General features: G+C 41.2%; 21 protein-coding genes. 4 read left to right on the top strand and 17 right to left on the bottom strand.

Annotated features, from left to right (window positions below; genetic code table 11):
- Positions 1-574 precede the first annotated feature (574 nt).
- The 4 genes from NT010_09935 (at position 575) to NT010_09920 (ending at position 4290) form a co-directional block, all read left to right on the top strand.
- Positions 575-1777 (top strand): ammonium transporter, encoded by a 1203-nt coding sequence (locus NT010_09935; protein MCX5806368.1) that lies wholly within the window; start codon positions 575-577, stop codon positions 1775-1777.
- Between the two features lie 11 nt (positions 1778-1788).
- Positions 1789-2130 carry a P-II family nitrogen regulator gene (locus tag NT010_09930; GenBank protein ID MCX5806367.1) on the top strand — a complete coding sequence of 114 codons (342 nt, stop codon included), beginning with the start codon at positions 1789-1791 and terminating at the stop codon, positions 2128-2130.
- A gap of 450 nt (positions 2131-2580) precedes the next feature.
- Positions 2581-3936 (top strand): ammonium transporter, encoded by a 1356-nt coding sequence (locus NT010_09925; GenBank protein ID MCX5806366.1) that lies wholly within the window; start codon positions 2581-2583, stop codon positions 3934-3936.
- 12 nt (positions 3937-3948) lie between these two features.
- Positions 3949-4290: a P-II family nitrogen regulator gene (locus NT010_09920; protein MCX5806365.1), complete on the top strand. Its 342-nt coding sequence runs from the start codon at positions 3949-3951 to the stop codon at positions 4288-4290.
- A 102-nt stretch (positions 4291-4392) separates the two neighbouring features.
- Here the strand turns inward: NT010_09920 and NT010_09915 are convergent, their stop codons facing one another.
- The 17 genes from NT010_09915 to NT010_09835 all read right to left on the bottom strand — a co-directional run bounded on the left by NT010_09915 (position 4393) and on the right by NT010_09835 (position 20820).
- On the bottom strand, positions 4393-5244 hold the full coding sequence (locus NT010_09915; GenBank protein ID MCX5806364.1) for a DUF2520 domain-containing protein: 852 nt from the start codon (positions 5242-5244) through the stop codon (positions 4393-4395).
- A gap of 25 nt (positions 5245-5269) precedes the next feature.
- On the bottom strand, positions 5270-8326 hold the full coding sequence (locus NT010_09910; GenBank protein MCX5806363.1) for an AsmA-like C-terminal domain-containing protein: 3057 nt from the start codon (positions 8324-8326) through the stop codon (positions 5270-5272).
- Positions 8323-9042, bottom strand: coding sequence for a ComF family protein (locus tag NT010_09905; protein ID MCX5806362.1), 720 nt, complete (start codon positions 9040-9042; stop codon positions 8323-8325). Before NT010_09905 ends, NT010_09910 begins: the two co-directional genes overlap by 4 nt.
- Positions 9011-10207 (bottom strand): 2,3-bisphosphoglycerate-independent phosphoglycerate mutase, encoded by a 1197-nt coding sequence (locus NT010_09900; protein ID MCX5806361.1) that lies wholly within the window; start codon positions 10205-10207, stop codon positions 9011-9013. The genes NT010_09905 and NT010_09900 overlap by 32 nt, the downstream gene beginning before the upstream one ends.
- A gap of 4 nt (positions 10208-10211) precedes the next feature.
- Positions 10212-11573: a tetratricopeptide repeat protein gene (locus NT010_09895; protein MCX5806360.1), complete on the bottom strand. Its 1362-nt coding sequence runs from the start codon at positions 11571-11573 to the stop codon at positions 10212-10214.
- A 4-nt stretch (positions 11574-11577) separates the two neighbouring features.
- On the bottom strand, positions 11578-11931 hold the full coding sequence (locus tag NT010_09890) for a TraR/DksA family transcriptional regulator (protein MCX5806359.1): 354 nt from the start codon (positions 11929-11931) through the stop codon (positions 11578-11580).
- Positions 11912-12301 carry a ribosome silencing factor gene (gene rsfS / locus NT010_09885; GenBank protein ID MCX5806358.1) on the bottom strand — a complete coding sequence of 130 codons (390 nt, stop codon included), beginning with the start codon at positions 12299-12301 and terminating at the stop codon, positions 11912-11914. The genes NT010_09890 and rsfS overlap by 20 nt, the downstream gene beginning before the upstream one ends.
- Before the next feature lie 56 nt (positions 12302-12357).
- On the bottom strand, positions 12358-13005 hold the full coding sequence (gene nadD / locus NT010_09880; protein MCX5806357.1) for a nicotinate-nucleotide adenylyltransferase: 648 nt from the start codon (positions 13003-13005) through the stop codon (positions 12358-12360).
- A complete protein-coding gene (locus tag NT010_09875; protein ID MCX5806356.1) occupies positions 13002-14246 on the bottom strand; it encodes a glutamate-5-semialdehyde dehydrogenase in 1245 nt (414 codons plus the stop codon). Before NT010_09875 ends, nadD begins: the two co-directional genes overlap by 4 nt.
- Positions 14243-15346: a glutamate 5-kinase gene (proB, locus tag NT010_09870; protein ID MCX5806355.1), complete on the bottom strand. Its 1104-nt coding sequence runs from the start codon at positions 15344-15346 to the stop codon at positions 14243-14245. Before proB ends, NT010_09875 begins: the two co-directional genes overlap by 4 nt.
- The gene (gene obgE, locus NT010_09865) at positions 15339-16376 is read right to left on the bottom strand and encodes a GTPase ObgE (protein MCX5806354.1); all 1038 of its coding nucleotides are present in this window, start codon (positions 16374-16376) and stop codon (positions 15339-15341) included. The genes proB and obgE overlap by 8 nt, the downstream gene beginning before the upstream one ends.
- Entirely contained in the window at positions 16373-16627 is a 255-nt protein-coding gene (gene rpmA / locus NT010_09860) for a 50S ribosomal protein L27 (GenBank protein ID MCX5806353.1), read from the bottom strand. Before rpmA ends, obgE begins: the two co-directional genes overlap by 4 nt.
- Positions 16617-16946, bottom strand: a complete 330-nt coding sequence (gene rplU, locus NT010_09855) for a 50S ribosomal protein L21 (GenBank protein MCX5806352.1) — start codon at positions 16944-16946, stop codon at positions 16617-16619. The genes rpmA and rplU overlap by 11 nt, the downstream gene beginning before the upstream one ends.
- 154 nt (positions 16947-17100) lie before the next feature.
- Positions 17101-17913 (bottom strand): alpha/beta hydrolase, encoded by an 813-nt coding sequence (locus NT010_09850; GenBank protein ID MCX5806351.1) that lies wholly within the window; start codon positions 17911-17913, stop codon positions 17101-17103.
- The gene (locus tag NT010_09845; protein ID MCX5806350.1) at positions 17903-19048 is read right to left on the bottom strand and encodes an HDOD domain-containing protein; all 1146 of its coding nucleotides are present in this window, start codon (positions 19046-19048) and stop codon (positions 17903-17905) included. Before NT010_09845 ends, NT010_09850 begins: the two co-directional genes overlap by 11 nt.
- Before the next feature lie 39 nt (positions 19049-19087).
- Positions 19088-19921 carry an ABC transporter permease gene (locus NT010_09840; GenBank protein ID MCX5806349.1) on the bottom strand — a complete coding sequence of 278 codons (834 nt, stop codon included), beginning with the start codon at positions 19919-19921 and terminating at the stop codon, positions 19088-19090.
- Positions 19922-20043: 122 nt separating this feature from the next.
- The gene (locus NT010_09835; protein MCX5806348.1) at positions 20044-20820 is read right to left on the bottom strand and encodes a DUF1460 domain-containing protein; all 777 of its coding nucleotides are present in this window, start codon (positions 20818-20820) and stop codon (positions 20044-20046) included.
- Between the last annotated feature and the right edge of the window lie 392 nt (positions 20821-21212).

Here is a 21212-nt window from a genome sequence, read left to right as displayed (position 1 = left end):
GTTGTTGGCAAGCAATCGGAGCGACGAGCAACTGAGAAAACTCATAGGCGTGGACACTTTCCGGTATTTAAAGACCGAGGAACTAAGGGAACTGGTGGGTACGCAGTTCTGTGACGCGTGCTTTACCGGAAAGTACCCTTTTCCGGTCTAAATGGTATCTCAATGACAAGATCCCTTACTCCGCACACTGGTGGCCGGGGGATTAAGGTTACCAAAACAGCCGCCATTTTACTTTTATATAATACAGGCAGCAACACAACGATGTGTGATTAATGATCAATGATCTTCTTTTAAAAAGATATGATATGTCTCTAAGACGAAGGTGTCTTTAACCCGATGACGGATTAAAGACATTTTTTTTATTTAACTCAACAACAAAATTGGAGGTGCAGTAATGAAAAAAACCGTACTATTTCTATTTCTATTTTTATTTGTCGCAATAACTGGCCTTGTAATTGCCGAAGAAACAAAGCCTTCCACGGCACCAGCAACGGAAACACAGGCCGCCCCCTCAGCACAAGCCCCTGTTGCAGCGCCATCTCTTCCAAAGGCGGACACAGGTGATACTGCCTGGATGCTCATAGCGACAGCCCTTGTCATGCTTATGACTCCAGGGCTTGCTTTTTTTTACGGCGGCATGGTAGGACGCAAAAATGTGCTTACCATTCTCATACAATGCTTCATTCTCCTTTCCATCATCAGCATACAATGGGTGCTCTACGGCTACAGCCTTGCCTTCGGGCCGGGTAAGGGTTTTTGGGGCGGTTTTGACTGGATCGGCCTCACAGGTGTCGGTCTTGAGCCTTTCAAGGATTATTCGGCAACAATCCCCCATCAATTGTTTATGGTATATCAGATGATGTTTGCCGTCATAACACCGGCGCTCATCATCGGCGCCTTTGCAGAGAGGATGAAATTTTCCGCCTTTGTCATCATCATGATCCTCTGGGCAACCTTCGTGTATGATCCTGTCTGTCACTGGGTCTGGGGTGTAGGTGGATGGCTCAGGGAGATGGGCGCCCTCGATTTTGCCGGTGGTACTGTCGTTCATATCAATGCCGGTATTGCAGCACTCCTGACTGCCATTTTAATTAAAAGACGAAAAGGCTTTGACCACAAAGCCATATTGCCTCACAACCTCCCTTTCACTGTTCTGGGCACAGCGCTTCTCTGGTTCGGGTGGTTCGGATTTAATGCAGGAAGTGCTCTTGCTGCCAACGGACTGGCCGTAAATGCCTTCGTAGTTACCAATACTGCTGCGGCTGCAGCAGGTCTGACCTGGGCTCTCATAGACTGGATATTTAACGATAAGCCGACTATGCTCGGCACTGCAACAGGTGCAGTTGCAGGTCTTGTTGCAATTACACCCGCGGCAGGCTTTGTAAGCGCCCTCTCGGCCATTGCAATCGGCGTCTGTGTGAGTATATTCTGTTTTATCGCAGTGTCTTGGATAAAACCAAAATTTGGCTATGATGATGCACTGGATGTTTTCGGTGTTCACTGTGTCGGCGGAATCTGGGGTGCCCTTGCCACAGGTCTCTTTGCCTCCAAAGCAATAAACCCGGACGGTGCAAACGGGCTCTTCTTCGGAAACCCGAAACAGTTCCTGATTCAGTTGCTTGCCGTACTGGTAACAGTCTTATACAGCCTTGTAGTGACCTACATCATATACAAACTCGTTGACATGGTCATAAAAGTCAGGGTTCCGGAAAGAGACGAGAATCTGGGTCTCGACCTTACTCAGCATCACGAAAATGCCTACACGGTTATTGAATAGGAGGAAATAATATGAAACTTATCATTGCAATCATAAAACCGGACAGATTGGAGGCAGTAAAAGAGGAGCTTTACAAGTCTGACGTAAACCTCATGACAGTCAATGAAGTTCTTGGTCACGGCAGGCAGATGGGTGTCACGGAAGTTTACAGGGGTGCAAAGGAGATGGGAAATCTTTTGAGGAAGATACGCCTTGAGATAGCGGTAAACGAAACATTTGTCGAAAAGACGATCAATGCCATCATCAAAGGCGCTCAAACCGGTGAAGTGGGGGACGGTAAAATATTTGTCCTTGATCTGGCCGAATGCATACGCATCCGCACGGAAGAGCGAGGAAGTGGAGCTATCGGCTAAAAGAATCGTTCAATGTCCGGTATACAACATTATTAAAAAATCCGGCCAATTCTCACTGACATCCGCCTTACAAAGGAAACAACAGTGGGAATTGGCTCATCAAATTCTTACCTTCCATAAAAAGTTCTATTCTTTCAAGAAAAACGCTGTCCTTAATAAGACATAGTTACCAAAATAGATTGTTGTTTACTCGTACCTACGGAAAGACCGCACAAAGGCGTGCAGGTTGTCGCACACTCTCAACGACCACGAGGGAAACTCAACAGCGCAGTTCAAATCAGTCAAAGAATACAGACTGGAGAGCTAAGTTCTTAGCCCAAAATAGATAAAGGTGGATTATTTCGTCAGCCAGGCGAGCCTGTAATTCAGCCCTGAGATCCTTGATGAAATCTCTTAAGATGCTGTGACGGGATATTCCTTTAGAGTCTATAAGAAAAGCGGAGGTGCATGTTGAAGAAATTTGTAGCTGTAGTATTATTGTTAGGTTTGATATTTACAGGGACCTGTTTTGCCGAAGATCCAAACCAGGCGTCAGGGGCAGCGCAGAACACTCAATCTGATATACAATCAAAGTCACAGGTGGATACGGGGGACACTGCATGGATATTGGTATCCATTGCTTTTGTTATGTTGATGACTCCCGGACTCGCTTTCTTCTATGGAGGAATGGTGAGGCGAAAAAACGTGCTTGGCGTATTTATGCAATGTTTTATTGTCCTCGGAGTAATTACAGCCCAATGGATTTTTTACGGGTATAGTCTTTCCTTTGCGCCGGGAAAAGGTTTCTGGGGCGGGCTTGCGTGGCTCGGCCTGAACAATGTAGGTGCTGCCCCCTTTAAAGATTATGCGGCCACTATTCCCCATGAGGCCTTCATGATCTTTCAGGCCATGTTTGCCATCATTACACCGGCTTTGATCATCGGTGCCTTTGCAGAAAGGATGAGATTTTCCGCTTTTCTGATTTTTACCGTACTATGGGCAACTTTTGTATATGATCCCATTTGTCATTGGGTATGGGGTGTAGGAGGATGGCTCAGGGATATGGGAGCCCTCGATTTTGCCGGCGGTACAGTTGTTCATATAAATGCCGGTATGGCAGCCCTTGTAACTGCTCTGGTCATTGGAAAGAGAAAGGGTTATAATAACAGACCTGTACCACCCCATAATCTTCCCTTCACTGTTCTGGGCGCGGCGCTTCTCTGGTTCGGGTGGTTCGGCTTCAACGCAGGGAGCGCCCTCGGCGCAAATGGACTTGCAGTACATGCTCTTGTGGTAACCCATACTGCTGCGGCTATTGCCGGAATAACCTGGGCCTCTCTTGAATGGATATTTAATGAAAAACCAACCATATTCGGCACCATTACCGGCTCCATAGCAGGCCTCGCAACGATTACTCCAGCTTCAGGTTTTGTCACGGTTTTCGCTGCTGTAGTTATCGGTTTTGCTGCGAGCGTGGTGTGCTATGTCTCTGTAGCAATTGTAAAGCCCAAACTCGGGTACGACGATTCCCTCGATGCCTTCGGTGTTCATGGCATAGGTGGTATTCTGGGGACCCTCGCTGTGGGACTCTTTGCATCCAAGGCCGTAAATCCGGCTGGCGCGGATGGATTATTCTATGGAAACCCCAAACAGTTTCTTGTTCAGTTGATAGCTGTGGTGGTGATAGGTGTATACAGCTTTGTGGTAAGCTACATTATCTACAAAATTGTCGACCTGTTTATGAAGGTAAGGGTAACGGAGAGGGATGAGATTATAGGTCTCGACCTGACCCAACATCACGAAAATGCATATACAGTCATCGAATAGGAGGAAACAATTATGAAACTTATCATTGCAATCATAAAACCGGACAGATTGGAAGCAGTAAAAGAAGAGCTTTATAAGGCTGACATAAACCTCATGACAGTAAATGAAGTTCTTGGTCACGGCAGACAAATGGGTGTCACAGAAGTTTACAGGGGCGCAAAGGAGATGGGAAATCTTTTGAGGAAGATACGTCTTGAGATAGCAGTAAACGAGAATTTTGTCGAGCCAACGATCAAAGCAATTATTAAGGGCGCTCATACCGGCGAAGTAGGAGACGGCAAGATATTTGTCCTTGATCTGGCCGAATGCATACGTATCCGCACAGAAGAACGTGGAGGAGAAGCAATAGGATAGCTGTCTTTTCATTCGGAAATAGGATGCGCAAAGTATGATCTTTGTGTCCAGGACACAACAAACGCAGAAGGATTCAAGGCCATACAATTCAGACAATGTACCCTATTTTAAAATATGTTTTAGCTTTTCCAGCGCCTCTTCTCTGATATCCCCTCTTTCTTTCGCCATATCCAGCGCTACAAGGGAAAGTGATTTGTAAACCTTCTTATAAAGCTCCATGTCTTCCATTGCCTCGATATGAGAAAGCACTGTTTCCACATCGCCTCTTACTATCGGACCGGTTAGCGACATAAGAGGACCCTTATTTTCAATATTGTTCAATGTGGCCTTAATAATGGGAAAAAACGGCTGCAGTTCTATGCCGATTTTGTCCATAATATCTTCCCCTGTATAAAGGAGCGCGCATAGGAGATTGCAGACAATAACAGCACAAAGGTGGTAGAGCAGCTTCTGTTCCCCTTTCATCCTGATAACACCGGAGCCGAGAGCAGTTCCTATTTCATGCAGGGCATCTATTGAATCTTCACCGCCTTCGATGAATATAAATGTGTCAGAAAGTACGTTGATTGCACTGTCAATATCAGGGAATGTCTGCAAGGGGTGAAGGGCACCAAGGCGTGCACCTTTTGTTTCAAGCGGCGAGAGCAATTCTGATGAATGCGCACCGCTTGTGTGAAAAAACAGCTTGCCGTCAAGCTTTTCCATCTTTCCGGTTATTTCAATGGCCACTTCTTTGATAATCCTATCCTGTGTTGTAACGGCAATAATATCCGATGCTTTAACAACTTCAACATTGTCGGTGGTATAAAAGACTTTATCTCCCAGATATGTTTTTGCCGCAATAATAGATGCTTCGGATATATCGGAGACTGCCGCAATATCCATTCCCTTTTGCTTTAGTACATATCCTATTGATATACCTACTTTGCCTGCACCTATTATTCCTATCTTCACAACTTAAAAACCTCCCGCTTTTTAATTAATTGCTTTCAAAAATCTCCTTCGGCAGCACCAGAATATTCCGCAATAATTCGATTGTCCTGCCTCCGACACTATTCGCAAAATTGAAGTTTATATCAGGATCATTTATCGGCCCTTTTATTTTGTAGGCCACATGAAGAAACCCATCTTTTTTATTTTTGAGAATATTTCTCAGAATCGGGATTTTATCTATTGTTCTGTCAACAGCAACAAGCGGCGAGACAGCTATATTGGCATCTACCTCATTTTTTTTGATGTCCAGGCTCCCCACTCCGGTAATTACCATAGAAGGGCTGTCAATAAGAAAGTCTTTTGTGAAGAAAATACCGTTTTTTGCAGTAAAAGTTGCCCCCATCATTTTATACGGCAGACCTTCCTTTGACAGGTCGGCTTTTCCCCGAAACACATCGTATACATTGAGAAGTCTGAATATTTTAGACAGCAGATTCCATTTCATAATCAATCCATCTTTGCTGTATACCGCGACATTGCCGTTTATGTCGCTGATAAGTTCTTTTATGGTGCTGCCATACAAATCCACATCACCATATATGCTGGACCTGCCCTCTGCCATATATGTTTTTTCGCCAAAGATCTTCATTAGCATTCCATTATTTATTCTCTGCAATCTGCAGTTGGCATATATATGGGGAACATTGCCCGAAAAATCGATAGAGCCATGTGTATTTATGATGCCGTTAAAGGCATTCATTTTCAATTCTGAAATATTCAATATCCTGTTGCTCATGATTCCCTTCAAGTCAAGATTTTCGCAGTTGAAGTTGCCTGAATGTATTTTTTTTGCCAGCAGATTTATCTCCCCGCTTGTTCTTGCCATCAGGCTGTTTTTGTCAATTACGCTGATTTTAAAATCATCGGAGGTCTTAAAATCATCATAATCGAGAGTATCCATGTCAACATACAGTGAGAAACGGGGGTGTTCAAGCCCTTCTGAACGGAATTCTCCGTTGTTTAAAACACTATTGCCGCATCTTAATTTCTTTGCTTTTATGTCGAATATTTCACCTTTAAAGTTTGAAATGAGATCAATTTCTTTGAGGGGTTTTTTTAACCACGGAAGTCTCAGAAAACCGTTATTGATTTTTACATAACCGATCATGTAGGGCAATTTTTTTAAAGGGAGATTAATATCCCGCAAAGACATTTTTAGGTCCAGGTCTCCTCTTGTTGTACTGCTGCTGAAAAAAAAGAGAGGAGCGACTTTGCCAAAGCCTGCAATATCCATGGCAATATCCAGATCCATTTTTTTATCAGGTTTTATGCTACCCTTTAGATCTAAGTTGATAATATCGAGATTATACGAAAAACGCTCTATGCGGGTACCAGTTTCACCCTTCACCAGGCTTATCCTTGCCCTGCTCTTTAAGCCTTTTTCCTTTTTTATCATACCGGGAAATTCGAAATAGAGATTATCCATGGATATATAACCATCTATTTTGATATTATCGTCAAATTTATGCACCTTAATGTCGAGCGTTGCAACTCCCTCAAAATCAGAGGGCTTCGGGACAAAGGGCTGCACATGGACTGCATCTAAATCACCTTTTATTTTCAAGTCAAGAAAATTATTATGCCACTTTCCCCTGATAACCAGAGCAGTGCTGCCTCCGTTGACTATCAGCGGGTCAAAGATAATCTCATCATTGTTGAACTTATAAGCACCTTTTGCAGATATTGATGACCTTTTCCAGACTATACCGGCGTTGCTCAATCTGCCGGCCCCGTTAATATCGAAACCCCCATCCTTATTTCCTCTGAGTTCCATTGAGCCTTCTGTTTCGCCGTTTTCGACGTTTATCCCACCTGTATTCACAATGAACGGGACATCTTTCAGATTAAAGGCATAGTTGCCTTTTATATTAATATCTTTGTTATTCGAAAGAGGGATAACGCCCTTTACATCATAAAGCCTGCTTGTTTTAAAAAACCCCTTAGCGCCGGAGATGTTAAGTTTATTTTCTTTAAAGAACAATCCGGCTTCAACATCAGTAAAATACTTGTCTTTATATGATATTCCGGTATTTTTTAATTCTAATTCCATATATAGCGGTTGCTTTTTATCATATTCAAATTTGTTTATTTTTATTTTCCCGTCATTAACATAATTCCATATATCAAATTTTGTTTTTGTAACATTATCCATGGCTATATAATCTTTTACATCCTGGATAGCAAAGAAGTCCATGCTGAAGTTGAGTTTTGTAAATGTGTTTTTTACAAACTTCAGATTCAGATCAAGGGGGGTATTTTTGAAACTAATGGTACTTATCTTTATATCTGTTACGTTGTCAGCATACTTTAAGGATACCTTCCCCTTGGCTTTTTCAATATTAAAGGGTTTTTTGAATATGGTATCATTCAGCATATAATTAAAGATTTCAAAGGGACCTTCAAAGATAAAACATTTTTTCGCATATGTGAATGTGCCGTTTATATCTGCCTTTCCATGCATATCGTCGGACAGGCTGTGAAGATTCAGCATTGCCATGTTCAACCGACCTTTTGCTTCAGTTGCTTTACCCTTGTGCACACCTTCTCCTGAAACGTGTAATATCCCGAACAGTTCATCATTCCGCATGGTTATTTCAAAGGTAAAGGGATTCCCCTGCCTGAACGAACATATTCTTGCTTCATCAATGATTAATTTTTGTTTATTGTATGTAACAATACCTCTTTTTATCTCCAGGAGGTTTTCAGGCACAGGAAAAAAACGGGTTTTCCCTTTTGCCGGCGAAATGGTCAAATCAAAATCAGAGATGATTACATCTTTAAGATATAATCCTTTTTTTATGCCTATTACCACTTGACAGTTTTTGACCTGTCCCTCTATATTCCCCTTTACACGGATTTCATTAAAATCTACAGTAAATGCTTCTTCCTTGTATACAAGATGAGAATCTGATATATTCACCTGGCTTTTTATAATCTTTCCCAGCACATAGGGAACAACAGTTGATAAATTTGTCAGCACAATGATAATAGCAAAGGTAATTGAAAGTATTAAAGCAGAAGATATATAAATAGCTTTTCTCATGAGGACGTCCGTGCCAGGGCAAAAAACAGGGTATGGCATGCACCTGCTTTGAGCAGTACCCCAGAGGCTTCTCTTGCCGTGTAGCCTGTTGTAAACAGATCATCCACGAGCAGGACCCCTTTTGCCTGTATCTCGTGCCCGTTTTGGACCCTGAATGCCCCTCTTATATTCTTTTTCCTCTCGTCCCTGTGAAGACTGTACTGATCCATCGTATCTCTTGCTTTATAAAGGATTGAGTGATAAAGGGGTTTACCTGTTATCTTTGATATTTCCTCTCCTATGACAAAAGATTGATTAAAACCTCTTTCTTTTAGCCTCTTTTCTGTGACAGGAATCGGGATAATACAGTCATAAGATTCTGAAAAAGATATAATTTTTTCTTTTATTAAATGGATTAAATGTTTGCCGACGTCTTTCCTTCCGTGAAACTTAAATGCATGTATTGCATCACGAAGTCTGTTTTCGAAATAAAAGCCGTAATATCCTTCCTGGAAGCCTCTTTGCTTTTGAATGCACTCGCCGCATACGGCTCTTTTACCCAGCCATCTTCCGCAAACAGGACACGTTGAATCATCTTCAACTATCCGCAACGAATCAATGCACTCCCTGCACAGGACATAACCTTTTTTGTCACATCCGCCGCAGTGGACAGGGTATACAATCTCTAATACAGCTTTTAAAAGATTACGCGCCGTATTTGTCGAGTTTGAAAGCATGGGCAAGCGCAAGAGACATGAGCTGTTTGCTGTAAATAGTTCCGATGCTGCCGTTGATGCAGTTTTTTTCGTGAAAGGTTATGCCATCTCGCTCGCCTGTCCTTGTAATAATAAGAAGCGGAACCGGGTGCCAGCTATGGCCTTTCATGGGGCAGGGCGTTGAGTGGTCACCGGTGATTATTAGTGCCTGAGGATTGAGTTCGTATATCTCCGGCACAATTTTATCGACGTTTTCAATAGCAGTTACCTTGGCAGGGAAATTCCCGTCCTCTCCTGCAAGGTCTGTTTCTTTTATATGCATAAAGAAAAATTGATAGTCATTATAGTTGTCTTTTAAAATTTTTACCATTTCGCTGTAATCTTTCGGTTCTTCCTTAACATCCATCCCAAGCACCTTTGCAATGCCCCTATACATAGGATATGTGGCAATAGCAAGAGCGTTGAGCCCATAACTGACAGAAAAAGAAGGTATATCGGGCTTTTCAGAAAAACCCCGTAACAATAATCCATTTGCAATCTTCTCATCTTTTATGACATCTAATGCACGGGCCATAAATGCATTGACGACCTTTGATGCAAATTCTGCCTCTCCTGTCTTCGGTTTTGTGTATATAAAGGGTTTATTATCTTTATGAGGATCTGCGTCTGTTAACTTATCTGAAAGCCCCTTGCTTCTGAATATTACGGCAAACCTGTGTGATTTCCCGGGCTTTATAAGGACTTTTGCGCCTTCAACCTCTGGAATTGCCCTTGTGAGCATTTCACATAAACGTTCTGTTTCACTTGTTGCTATTCTCCCTGCCCTTCTGTCTGTTACAATGTTGTCTTTCATTGTGCAGAAATTTGCCCGTGCTGCAAGATCACCGTCCTGCAGATCCATATTAAGGCCAAGCACTTCGAGCACACCTCTGCCTATCTCATAGGTGATGGGGTCATACCCGAACAGACTAAGATGTCCCGGGCCACTTCCCGGCGTAATACCAATATCAACAGGCAGAATACGTCCAAGCACGCCGGTTTTTGTGGAAAGATTGTCTATATTGGGTTTCCTGGCTGCTTCAAGCGGAGTCTGGTATGCATACTCAGGGTTCGGGATGTCGCCAAGCCCGTCAAGAATTAAAAAGATGATCTTATTGTTATTGGTTATAAGCAAGTCTTTTATCATTTTTCTACTCCTTATCCCAGGCTTCTCCTTCATAAAGCACTTTCAACTCCGTTGCCTCGGTATAGAAGAAGTCTTCTTTTTTTACATTAATTGTATTCCAGCTATTGCAAGTATCGCAAAAATCCGACCACTCTACTTTTTTAGACTGGCAGTGGGTGCATATAAAAGGGATATAAACATGTTCAGCAGGAAATGCACGCCGGAATTCTTCCACTGCCTTTTCCATTTGCCCCCTATGGATATATGCCTCTGCCATGGCCTTATGAAGTCCTTTAAAATCAGCGCCCTCTGCAAGCAATGTATTGAGCATGTCTATTGCTTCATCGATCATCTCCAACCTCAAACACAACCTTGCATAGAGAAATTCTATGAGATAGTTTTTTGTAGAGATATCAAGAATTCTCCGGTATATCTTCAGTATGATTTCAGGGTTTCCCCTGTCGATGTAAAGGTCTTCCATTTTTAAAAGAAAGATTATATGGCCTGTTTTTGAATAACCTCTGCCATATACCCTGCCCGCTTCATTAAGCTTATCGGTTCTTTTATATGCTTCGGCCAGAAGCACATAAGCAGGTATAAACCGTTTATCCTCACTTATAATGTCTTTTAATTCTTTAATGATACTATCGGAATTGATCTCAAATTTATTAGTAAAAAGCGTACGGATTTTTTCACACCGTATGCCAAGGAATTCTTTGTTTTCATCATCTGTTTTTATGAATTTTTTTATTTTTCTTTCTGCTTCGTAAGCATCATTCCATTTCTTTCTGGAAATGTAGTAATCCCTCAAAATTGCCAGTGCTTCAAGATTCGATTCATTTGTCTTTAATACTTCTTTTAATTCATCTTCAATTTTTTGCGTATCCTTTATTGTAAGTCGCACCTTTGCTCTTTTCAACAGTACAGCTTCGCGTTTACCAATGTTTGTCTCTGCAAGGTCGAGTGTCTCTATTGCTTTATCAAACTCTTTCATGGATATGTACATATCTGAGAGAAACATATAGGACTCTTCCATGTCAGGGTTTTTTCTGATAATCCTGTTAAGGTTTTCTATGGCTTTCTCTCTATCACCCCTCAAATCATATGCCTTTGCCTTTTCAAGAAAATCCTTGAATTCCTGTCTTCTTTTTCCTCTTTTGCCTTCTTTCCACCCGCTGATAAGCCTCCCGATATCATAGAAGAAACTTATGATAATTGAGATAATGATACCCAGTACAAACGATGCTACTACATAAGTTGCAACGTTTGTTTCGAAGAACTTCCCGCCGCCAAGGTAAAACTTAACATTATCCGGATTAAGATGATTTATATAGAGGTAAAAAATTACAAACAGTAGAGACAGGAAAAAGAATATCTTATATTTCATATGATTATATCCCTTTTTCTTCCATCATTCGCTTACATGTAATACAATACCTTGCAACGGGATTTGCCTCAAGTCTTTTTTCATTAATTTTTTCTTCACACTCTTCACATATGCCATATGTTTCATTTTTTATTTTGTCAAGGGTATGGTCTACATCCTTCAAGAGCTTAAGGTCGTTGTCGCTTATACTCATCAGAATATCGGCATTATATGAGTTGCTTGCAGCATCTGCCATGTCCTGAATGCCATCCGTTCCAAGCGTACAAGATTCTTCCTTAAGCTTCTTTGCCTTATTCAATATACCTTCCCTTGTCTTCAGAAGCTTTTTTCTGAAATATTCAATCTGTTCTTTTTCCATGTTCCACCTCTAAGTTGCTTTTATTTTCTTTCTCCAGCCTTTGTCTTTTTGCCTCAATCCAGAGGCTTTCAAGGTCGTATAGTTCTCTTAAAGGCTCAAGGAATACATGAACTATAACGTCCCGGTAATCTATTATTACCCACCTTCCGTCATTGTATCCTTCGATAGAATACGGTTTTATACCTTCGTTTTTCATGCTTGTTTCAATATGCTCGGATATGGTTTTTACATGTCTTTCGCTTGTCCCGTTTGCCAGCACAAAATAATCTGCAATATCAGTTAATCCTGCAAGCTCAAGCATCAATACATCGTCTGCCTTTTTTTCTTCAGCATACTTACTGCACATCCTTACTTTATCTACTGTTTCCATTTACCCTCTTTAAAAAAGCAGAAGCAGTTAAGCATCTCCTTTTTCATGTTTCATTCTTAATTCGTTATTCTCCTATACAATCCCATTTCATCAATAAATCTCTCTACCAGTTGAGGAACAAGGTATTTGATAGACCTGCCGCTGCTTGCCGAATCCCTTATCATTGTTGATGATATATCAAGCTGAGTGCCCCTTTGCAAGTGAATTTTATTTCCGGATATATGTTTGTATGTCCGTTCGTCTATCCTGTTTATTTTTTTCCTTATGTCAGAAGGGAACAATGTGTTGGCCGGCGTTTTCCTGTTGATAGGCCTTTCTATAATAATAAAATCTGTGTAATTAAATATCTCCTGATAATGATACCAGGTATCTATCTCTAAAAAGGCATCAATGCCTATTATAAAATAGAGTTTTTCAAAGCGCTTCTGAAATATTTTTATCATATTAATAGAATAGGAGATTCCTTGATTCTTTATTTCTATATCGGACGCATAAAGGGATTTGTTGCCTCTGACCGCCCTTTTTAACATCTTCAGGCGTAAGACGGGATCCGTTATTTCCCGGGTCCTCTTATGAGGCGGTATGTAAGCCGGTACAAAATAAACCTTATCAAGCAGGTACTGCTCACGTATCTCTTCTGCAGTTCTTAAATGTCCAATATGTACAGGATCAAAGGTACCGCCGAAAATGCCTACTTTCATCATTTCCTCAACTGCCCGTCGCCAAAGGCAATAAACTTGTTAACCGTCAATTCTTCAAGCCCCATGGGACCGAAAGCGTGCAGCTTTGTCGTACTGATACCCATCTCTGCTCCAAGACCTAACTGAAAGCCGTCGTTTAATCTTGTAGAAGCATTGATAAGCACACAAGACGAATTGACCTCCCTTAAGAACCTCCATGCATTATCATAGTTTGCCGTGATAATTGCATCCGTATGGTTTGAACCGTATTTTCTGATATGCAAAACAGCTTCGTCCATATCTTTAACTATCTTTATTGAAAGGGTTAAATCAAGATATTCCTCGTACCAGTCCTGTTCTTTTGCTTTATCAATTCCTTTCAGGATTTTTACCGTTTTTCCGCAGCCTTTGATGACAACACCCTGTTTATGAAAAATATTTGCCATTTCAGGCAGAAAAGTCTTTGCTACAGATTCATGGACAAGGAGGGTTTCCATGGCATTGCATGTTGCCGGTTTTTGAACTTTTGCATTAAGGCAGACCTTGTATGCCAGATCAAGCTGCGCCCACTCATCAACATATATGTGGCATACGCCTTTATAGTGCTTTAAAACAGGAATGCTTGATTGTTCAACAACACTCCTGATAAGGGCTTCTCCGCCCCTTGGAATAATGAGGTCAATATAGTCGTCCAGTTTCAGAAGTTCATAGATATATGCCCTGTCGCCTGTGCCGACAAATTGTGCTACATCAGGAGTAATACCTGCTTTTTCCAGGGATTCTGTAATAAGGCTGAAAAGCGCAAGATTTGAATGATAAGCCTCGGAACCGCCCTTCAGGATCACACAATTACCGCTTTTCAGGCATAAGGAGAAGGCCTCAATTGTTACATTGGGTCTTGATTCATAAATTACAAGGATGACACCAATGGGTATTCTCATCCGGCCAACACGCAGATTATTCGGCCTTGTCCATAATTTTACAATCTCACCTACAGGATCAGGGAGCGCTACAACATCTCTGATGCTTGCCTGCATTTCGCGGATGATTTTATCATCTATCCTGAGCCTGTCCACCATACTTCCTGGGAGTCCTTGCTTCTGGACGTTTTCAATATCCTTTCTGTTTTCGTTGAAAAGATATTCCTGTTTATCCGCAATCAACCCCTCCAGTATCATAAGGATGCTGTTTTTTTTCTCTGTTGCAGCATGGGAAAGTATACCGGATGCTGTTTTTGTTTTTTGTGCAAGCTCCCTGGGTTTCATATCACCACCATATTATCTCTGTGTACAATTTCTTCAGCATATTTATATCCGAGCTTCTTTTCAATATCAATACTTTTTAGACCCTTTATCTTATCAATATCCGATGACGAATAATTTGTTATGCCCTTAGCAATAATCCCGCCAACGGTATTATCCACTTCAATACACTCACCTCTTAAAAAATCCCCTTCCACCTTGATTATACCGGATGACAGAAGGCTTTTGCCGCCGCGAACTATGGCATGTTCAGCTCCTTTGTCTATGTGAATTTTACCTTTAATCTTATAAGCAAAGGCAGTCCACCATTTATTCCTTGTCATTTTTTTATCTGCAAGAAACAGTGTTCCCAACTCTTCCCCTTTAATGATCCTTAATACGATATTGTCCAGATTTCCCCTGACTATTCTCGTAGGTATACCGTAGCTGCCCGCCTTCTTCGCTGCCTCCAGTTTGCTTACCATCCCGCCCGTACTTTTTTCGCTCCTTGTTTCACCGGCTATCTTTTCAATTTTATCATCTATCTTATGAACAACATTGATGATACTGGCGCCTGTATATCTATTCGGATCCTTATCAAACAACCCGTCAACATCTGATAGGAGCAGGAGAAGATCTGCATTGGAGATTTGTGCAATAAGAGCAGATAAGTTGTCGTTATCGCCGAACCTGATTTCTTTGAACGAAAGGGCATCGTTTTCGTTGATTATTGGAATTATATCCATAGCAAGAAGCATATTTAATGTGTTCATAAGATTTAAACATCTGTTTTTGCTTTTTATGTCTTCATGGGTTAGCAATATCTGACCGGTTTTTATCCTCTCTTTTTCGAATGCTTCCATATACATTTTCATGAGCAGTATCTGCCCGATTGATGCAAGGGCTTGCCTTTTTGCAATCTCTTTTGGCCGCTTTTTTAAATTAAGGGTTTCCATTCCACAGGCAATGGCCCCGCTTGATACAATGACCGGGCTGATCCCTTTCTCCTTTATTTTTCTTATCTGCTTTGCAAACCGCCCTATCATATCAGCGCTGATCTTATTGTCTTTATCCAGGAGAACGGATGTTCCTACTTTTATCACAACCCGTTTGACATTAATCATGCAATACCTGTTTTTCCTGTTCAGTGCAGGTCAAAACCTGCTCCTGCTTTTTAATCTTCTGTTTCTTCAACAAACCTCTTAAGGCATCAATGCCCTGCCCTTTTAAAGCACTGACACTGGTTACTGTTTCGCCTTTTTCCTTAAAATAATCGCTCCATCTCTTTATCGCAGCTTTTGATGAAAGATCAATTTTATTCAATACTAAAATTCTTTCTTTTTCTGATATCTCTTTATTATAAGAATTAAGCTCGTCCAGCAATGTTTCATAATCTTTGCCTGTTGATTCAGAAGATGCATCCAGCATTAAGAGAATTTTATTCGTTCTCTCAATATGTTTCAAAAATGTTAAGCCCAGTCCTCTGCCTTTTGAGGCATCTTTTACTAAACCCGGGATATCTGCAATGACAAAGGTGTCGTCATCCTCCCGGAATACACCGAGGGCAGGGGTTAATGTGGTAAAGGGATAGTCTCCTATTAAGGGCTTTGCGTTTGTTAAACATGATATGAGGGTTGATTTTCCTACGTTTGGCAGACCAACAATCCCGACATCTGCAAGGAGCTTTAGTACGAGTTTTAACTCCTTCTCTTCTCCTTCTGTACCGTATTCAAATTCTACAGGAGCTCTGTGCGTGGAGGTTACAAAATGAGTATTACCCCTGCCGCCCTTCCCGCTTTTTGCAACAATATAATGTTTGTTGTCCTCTGTAATATCGCACAGCGGCGTTAAATGTGCCTTATCATATACAATGGTTCCGAGAGGCAAATGGATATACAAATCCTTACCTTCCCTGCCCTTCTTATTTTTCCCGCTGCCGTTTTTCCCGTTTTCTGCTCGATAGATACGTTTATATTTGAAATCTAAAAGACTTGAAAGTGCTTTATTGCCTACTACAACTACATCTCCCCCTTTTCCGCCGTCTCCCCCGTTTGGCCCTCCCCTGGGAACAAATTTCTCTCTCCTGAAACTTGCACAACCATGGCCACCATTGCCTGCTTTTATATATATATCTGCTTCATCAACAAATTTCATTCAACAAGGGATATACTCACCCTTTTTCTATTGCCCTTAGACGCAAATGTTACAATTCCGTCCGCCAGGGCAAATAAGGTGTAATCACGGCCCATACCAACATTGGTTCCGGGGTGTATCTTTGTTCCATGCTGTCTGACTATTATATTGCCGGCCCTGGCACTTTGACCGCCATACAGTTTTACACCAAGTCTCTGGCCGTCGCTGTCCCTTCCGTTTCTTGAACTTCCGCCTGCTTTCTTATGCGCCATGAGATGCCTCCGAGTGTATCTTCTCTACGAGCAATTCGGTAAAATGTTGACGATGCCCGTTTTTCTTCTTGTAGTCTTTCCTGCGTTTGAACTTGAACACTATTACCTTTTTCAATCTACCGTGAGAAACAACCTTGCCCTGTATATATGCACCGTCTATGTAAGGACTGCCGATTATAGTGTTGGTTCCATCGTTGAGGGCCAGAACTTCTTTTATCTGGATATCTTCTCCTTCAACACCGGTGAACTTTTCCAGTTTTACCTTTTCTCCCTCAGTTATCTTATACTGCTTGCCTCCATTTTCAATAATGGCATACATTTTTAAACTCCTGAAACTTTTATTTTGAAAAAAAGCTACTTATATTATGATGAATAAAGAGAAAAGTCAAGAGTGATTTAGACTTGTTATTGCCTTAATATTTATTTTGCCTGCCAAAACAAGGTTGTTGTCTGTTTGTAAACTCTACCGTTTTTTACGCCAGGCATGTCATAGCCGGACGTGGCCTTGAATCCTCGCCTTTTGTATTTCTGGTAATAAAATCCAGGACGGTACGTGCATAGTCTTCCGGCTTTTGTTCATAGGTATTGTGACCGCATTTCGGAAAAACAGCCAACTCCCCCTTTGGTAAATAACGGTAAAAAGCAACAGCCTGTTCTACGTCAAAAATTGCACTCCGGTCAGGATACAATACCATGGTGGGGCAGGCAACAAGCGGCAGGATAGGCCGCAGATCAAAATAGTCCTTACCGTAAGCACCACCATACTTGGTGAATTGGTTGTAATTAATTTCAGCAGCTTCCCCGTGCCATCCGATCATCTTAGCTTGCAATTCTGCTTCAAGGTATGCATATTTTTTTCCAAACTTTATAGCATTGAGTTCGGTCATAGGCACATCGCTATAACACTGGGTGCTGGCAGTAGTCAGAGTTTTAACTTCATTCGGATACCGGATAGCATAGTCTACACCTATAACGCCGCCTTCACATTGCCCTACTAAATGGCATTCCTTAATACCGAAGTTTTCTTTTATTATTTTCAGTTCTTCCAGACTTTCCGGCCGGTATCGGTCGCTTTCATAAAATTGCTGAAAATCATCGCCTCTTTCTGACCGGCCATAACCCCGGCGGTCATACATTACCACCCTATAGCCCTGTGCAGTAAAACGTGGATAGATCGAATTCCATATCCTTGTACAGCCGAAGCCATGATGCATAAATATAACAGCTTCACCTTCACCGTGGACTTCATAATAAATTTTTAGATTGTTTATCGTTTCAAACGGCATCGGCTGCTGTGACCTTTACATAGCTTTCTACGGTTAAACGTGTTTTTTCAATATCTTTTATCAAAGATGGCGTTATCATTCCCGGTAACATCGAACTTAGATGAAACATATTAAAATACTCCTCTTTTATCGGCAGGATATCATCTCCCTGTCCTTTATACCCAAGCGCTTTAACGATAAGGTCGGAGAGAGATATGATAAAACTTTCCTTCAGAAAAGCAGGGGGAATGCTCTCAGGCAATAAAAAGCTGGGATAATGGTGATATGCAATGCTTTGGACTATGCTCTCAGATAATTGCCAGTTTCTTGCTATCAGACTTCCCAGCGTTGCATGGTTAATACTGTACTTTTGTTCTTCCTGAATAATCGATGGAAGATCCGGTGCTGCTTCTCCCTGTATTTCGAGCAAATGATAGCAATACTTTCCAATATCATGGAGAAGCCCCATCGTAGCAAGGTCATACTCAGAAAATTGAAATATCTTTTTCCCAAGATAGCCTGCACAAACCGAAACTATTGCAGAATGTATCCAGATGTTTACATACATCTCTGACTTGTCATCCTGTCCGATGGGCATAACTTTTTTTAAAGAATCTTCAAATATAAGGGTTCTTACGTTGTTATACCCCAGAAGGGTGATTGCCCTGCCCAGAGATGTGATTTTATTGTTAAGACCAAAGTATGCCGAATTTACTGTCTGGAGAATCTTTGCTGAGAAAACAGGGTTTGTCGAAACAATTGCTGAAATTTCTCTGGGATGCGATTCGGGATTTCTCAACATATTTAATAGATTAGCACTGTTCGTAGGAATTGGTTTAATTAAACCTATTTTTTCTTGTATCGTTTTCGGAAGCAATTCGTCTATATGCTCAATCGGAGTCGGAAAAACCCCCTCCGGTATGGAGAAATAAGTAATTTCCTTGAGAGAAGGGAATAATTCATGCAGCATCTTCTGCTGGACATCGGCGTCATGAAGCTGTTTTGGCAATATATCATCGGCTTTATCTTTTATTTTCCTGGGCGCCTCTTTCACATGATGTTTGTGTGCATCAGCCGTTGTTCCACTTTTACGGAAAAATAGAAAAATTAAAAGCAAAAACACAATGATGACTATTGCAACTATTACAACCGGCATCCTATCCCCTGTCTTTTCTTTTATTAGCCTCAAATACTATCAGGACTTATAATATCTTCTCGGATCAAATATGTCTCTCAAACCCTCTCCTAGAAGATTGTATCCCATTACAGTTAAAAATATTGCAAGTCCCGGATAAAGGCTCAGCCACCATGCCACTTCGATATTATCCTTTGCCTGTGTAAGTATATTTCCCCAACTTGGCGTAGGCGGTTGAACCCCTATACCAAGGAAACTCAGAGCAGATTCTGTAAGGATTGCTCCTCCTATGCCCAGGGTTGCAACTACATAAATAGGCGACATTGCATTCGGTAGTACGTGCCGAAAAATAATTCTCATTTCCGATAACCCAAGAGCCTTGGCAGCAAGAACAAATTCTTTATGCTTTATGCTCAGGATTTCCGCTCTGATAAGACGTGCTATACCCATCCAGCCTGTAAGCCCGATGACAATCATAATATTCCATATACTTGGCTCAAGAAGGGCAATGACGGCAAGTATCAGGAAAAAGGTGGGAAAACACATCATGAGATCAACAAACCGCATTATCGTCTCGTCTATAATGCCGCCGTAATAGCCTGAAATTGCACCTATTGCAATACCTATCATGACTGCTATGCCTATGGAAACAAATCCTACAATAAGGGAGATTCTACTTCCGTAGACTACCCTTGCAAACACATCTCTTCCGAGTGTATCCGTTCCGAAGGGATGTGAAATGGAAGGCGATGCAAGTACATATTTTAAATCAGGCTCAAAAGGATTATGAACTGAGATAAGAGGTGCAAACAGAGCGCACAGGAACATGGGGATCAAAATAATCAAACCAACCAGCGCCAGATTGTGTCTGTATATGCGTCTCAGTAATTCCATATTAAGTCCTTAATGTCCTGTACATCAGAAAAAGGCACAGACAAAATTATCTGCAAAATAATAAGACAGCCTATCTGAATACCTCTGCCTCTCTGCTCCTATATTTTCCTTATATACCATCATTAAATTTTCCTTGCAATATTTAGTTTCTTTGCCCGTAGTACAAGAAAACCTGGTTTGCCCGTCAGGTATTTTCTCAGATCCTGGTCAATAACTTTTCTGTTTGCCTCAAGGGAAGAGGCGTGTCTTAAAAAGCATTTGCCCTTTTTTTTGATAATGATACCCACATGGGAGACATCGAGGCCTGCTTTTTCTGTGTATATACCTGCATAATCTCCGTTTCGCAGTCCCGCGATGACTGCGTCATCAATCGACTCTGTGGGGATAAAACATATTTCACGTTCTCGCGGACTAATCCCTTCCAGAAAAAACGTGCCGTCTTCCTTAATATTAATATTTTTATTGGCTTTCTTAGTTTTTTGCCCCCCAACCTCTTCTGTCACCTCTTCTACAAATTCCCTGTTAAAGTCAATCCAATCTGTAAAAAAGTGATTACGCTGCAAATAGTCAACCATTCCGGAATGATACCGCACCCGTTTCAAATTCTCTTTGAATTCCAAAAAAGAGCAGGACAGGCACATAGCCTCGACATAGTCAATGAAGGTAAAACAATCGACACCTTCCAGGTTTACAACAAGTTTCTCAGGAATGCCGGTATCGCCAATTAACGTGGATTCCTGATAGCCCACACCAATGAACTTCGCTGAGACAAATGCTATCCTGTCGCCGACATCTTCAATGCGTGCAGCTTCCTGCATAAGGCGGTCAAGATCATCCTCAGACCACCTGCCCGGATTGATTATACAGCTTTTTTCATCAAAGGGTGACTGTGCGGTCATTTGCAACATGGTATTATATAGCTGTTGATTTTGCAATCAAAACCAACGCAGTGTCACCTTAAAGGTAATGTGGACCGGTTTTGAAGGACTTAAGAGTAAGGATACAGATAAGTTACAGCAGAATAAATAATTGTAAATATTTTGTATTTTTTTATAAAAATATTCTTGAAAAGAATATTTGAAATAGTGTATCTATTACAATACATGTTTATAAATTAAAGCACATCTTTGTAAATACATCTTTGGTCTGTACATCTTAAGTTAAATCATAAAAAGCAGTGAATAGTGAATAGTGAATGGAAAACTGATTCACAGAATGAACATACATATGCCTCTAAAAGACAAAATTAGGGAGAGGTAGAAAATAGAAATAAAAATGAAGAAACTCACCC

This window comes from Pseudomonadota bacterium, from assembly GCA_026388275.1.
Lineage (GTDB): Bacteria > Desulfobacterota > Syntrophorhabdia > Syntrophorhabdales > Syntrophorhabdaceae > JAPLKB01.
Note: the sequence above shows the minus strand (reverse complement) of the source record. Positions and strands in the feature narration are given on the sequence as shown.

What these genes read in the sequence shown, in the direction of transcription:
- rpmA (MCX5806353.1), bottom strand. Translation starts at nt 16,627, where the DNA reads ATGGCGCATAAGAAAGCAGGCGGAAGTTCAAGAAACGGAAGGGACAGC.
- nadD (MCX5806357.1), bottom strand. Translation starts at nt 13,005, where the DNA reads ATGATGAAAGTAGGCATTTTCGGCGGTACCTTTGATCCTGTACATATT.
- NT010_09920 (MCX5806365.1), top strand. Translation starts at nt 3,949, where the DNA reads ATGAAACTTATCATTGCAATCATAAAACCGGACAGATTGGAAGCAGTA.
- NT010_09840 (MCX5806349.1), bottom strand. Translation starts at nt 19,921, where the DNA reads ATGGAATTACTGAGACGCATATACAGACACAATCTGGCGCTGGTTGGT.
- NT010_09905 (MCX5806362.1), bottom strand. Translation starts at nt 9,042, where the DNA reads ATGCTTTCAAACTCGACAAATACGGCGCGTAATCTTTTAAAAGCTGTA.
- obgE (MCX5806354.1), bottom strand. Translation starts at nt 16,376, where the DNA reads ATGAAATTTGTTGATGAAGCAGATATATATATAAAAGCAGGCAATGGT.
- rsfS (MCX5806358.1), bottom strand. Translation starts at nt 12,301, where the DNA reads ATGGAAACAGTAGATAAAGTAAGGATGTGCAGTAAGTATGCTGAAGAA.
- NT010_09910 (MCX5806363.1), bottom strand. Translation starts at nt 8,326, where the DNA reads ATGAGAAAAGCTATTTATATATCTTCTGCTTTAATACTTTCAATTACC.
- NT010_09845 (MCX5806350.1), bottom strand. Translation starts at nt 19,048, where the DNA reads ATGCCGGTTGTAATAGTTGCAATAGTCATCATTGTGTTTTTGCTTTTA.
- NT010_09895 (MCX5806360.1), bottom strand. Translation starts at nt 11,573, where the DNA reads ATGAAATATAAGATATTCTTTTTCCTGTCTCTACTGTTTGTAATTTTT.
- NT010_09835 (MCX5806348.1), bottom strand. Translation starts at nt 20,820, where the DNA reads ATGACCGCACAGTCACCCTTTGATGAAAAAAGCTGTATAATCAATCCG.
- rplU (MCX5806352.1), bottom strand. Translation starts at nt 16,946, where the DNA reads ATGTATGCCATTATTGAAAATGGAGGCAAGCAGTATAAGATAACTGAG.
- proB (MCX5806355.1), bottom strand. Translation starts at nt 15,346, where the DNA reads ATGATTAATGTCAAACGGGTTGTGATAAAAGTAGGAACATCCGTTCTC.
- NT010_09890 (MCX5806359.1), bottom strand. Translation starts at nt 11,931, where the DNA reads ATGGAAAAAGAACAGATTGAATATTTCAGAAAAAAGCTTCTGAAGACA.
- NT010_09850 (MCX5806351.1), bottom strand. Translation starts at nt 17,913, where the DNA reads ATGCCGTTTGAAACGATAAACAATCTAAAAATTTATTATGAAGTCCAC.
- NT010_09930 (MCX5806367.1), top strand. Translation starts at nt 1,789, where the DNA reads ATGAAACTTATCATTGCAATCATAAAACCGGACAGATTGGAGGCAGTA.
- NT010_09900 (MCX5806361.1), bottom strand. Translation starts at nt 10,207, where the DNA reads ATGATAAAAGACTTGCTTATAACCAATAACAATAAGATCATCTTTTTA.
- NT010_09935 (MCX5806368.1), top strand. Translation starts at nt 575, where the DNA reads ATGCTCATAGCGACAGCCCTTGTCATGCTTATGACTCCAGGGCTTGCT.
- NT010_09875 (MCX5806356.1), bottom strand. Translation starts at nt 14,246, where the DNA reads ATGAAACCCAGGGAGCTTGCACAAAAAACAAAAACAGCATCCGGTATA.